Here is a 1296-nt window from a genome sequence, read left to right as displayed (position 1 = left end):
ACACATATGAGCCTCCGGGCTGTCAATGAAAAAAGATAGCCCTTTGACCACTATTTCAAGATCAATACCGTTGCCCTTTTAGAACTCGTTTACTTCGTCTGTCATTGCTGATGTTAGGGAAATGCCTACGTCAAACACATATAGAGGCTCTTGTTGTTGCTCTTTTCAATTCCTTTTGACTGGCAACGGCACTAGACATTCATCGGTTAACCTTCCTCTGTCCTATTCAAATCTAAGTGGCTGCATTGACCAGTTAGTATCAGGCTCAGTGAAGGTGTAAGCAAATTCGTAAAAAGGTAGAGATGCGCAACAATGGCATGTCTAATCAAACCAACAGGTTTTAGCATATCGGTATATTTATCGATGCTGCTTTTTGCAGAGTACCGCGCGATAAAAGAGATACTCACCATTAAACCAGTTAGACGTTTAAGCTCATGCCACCATGCGACTTACCCGTTTAAAAAGCGTTCTTCATCGAATACCTGCTGGTTCTTCAACATAAAGTAAGTACATCGCCCGATTTTATGAGCGAGTGCAGATAAGGCCTTCGCCTTGCTCATTCTCTTTTGCAGCTTGGCTAGATATCGTTTGGCGTTGTCATTACCTTTAAGGTACAACACCGCTGCTTCGCTGAATGCCCATTTCAAATGTGCATTGCCAATCTTATTCCCCTGCGTACCATGCGCCTTACCTGCCGACTCAGCTTTGCATTTCACTAACCGAGAATACGAGGCAAACTTTTGAACTGATGGAAACCGCTTAATATCACCAACTTCATACAAAATAGTGAGGGCTAGAATTTTCCCGATACCTGGAAACGACTTTAGAATATGTAAATCTGTTGCGCAGTGTGTTTGCGCTTGAGTCTTTACATAATGTTCAATTTTGTAGAGCTCACTCACCATGGTTTCGATGATATTTAGATTTAAGTCCATACTCTTTTGCACTGCTTCATCTGGAAAGAAGTGATGCATCTTTTCTCTATCCGGAGAGTTTCGAAAATCCATCCGAGTTTCTAATGCGGGTAAGTTGTATTGACTAACTGTGCTAGCAACGTGCGCTTTCAGCTGCGCACTCATTCTCATTATGTGGGTGCGACGGCGAAGCGCATCACGAATTGAGCGATGCTCCTTTGAATACGCATGCGCGAGTGGGAAGTTCCCACCGCGCATTAGCTTCGCTATTTTAAGAGCGTCAATTTTATCGTTCTTCGTTTTACCCGCATGAATCGCTTTCATGTAAAGCGCGTGGCCTAGGATGAAATCAACATTGTGCTCTTCACAAAAGTCAGACACC

1 protein-coding gene is annotated in these 1296 nt (G+C 43.3%); it reads right to left on the bottom strand.

Annotated features, from left to right (window positions below):
* Positions 1-449: 449 nt before the first annotated feature.
* Positions 450-1296: IS110 family RNA-guided transposase (locus tag ACHUFN_RS20165; RefSeq protein ID WP_394224519.1), on the bottom strand; the 847-nt coding region annotated here is incomplete at its 5' end.

It is taken from the genome of Alteromonas gracilis (genome assembly GCF_043642145.1).
Taxonomy (GTDB): Bacteria; Pseudomonadota; Gammaproteobacteria; order Enterobacterales; family Alteromonadaceae; genus Alteromonas; species Alteromonas gracilis_B.
The sequence above is the reverse complement of the archived record's forward strand: the minus strand, read 5'-3'. Positions and strand labels throughout refer to the sequence as shown.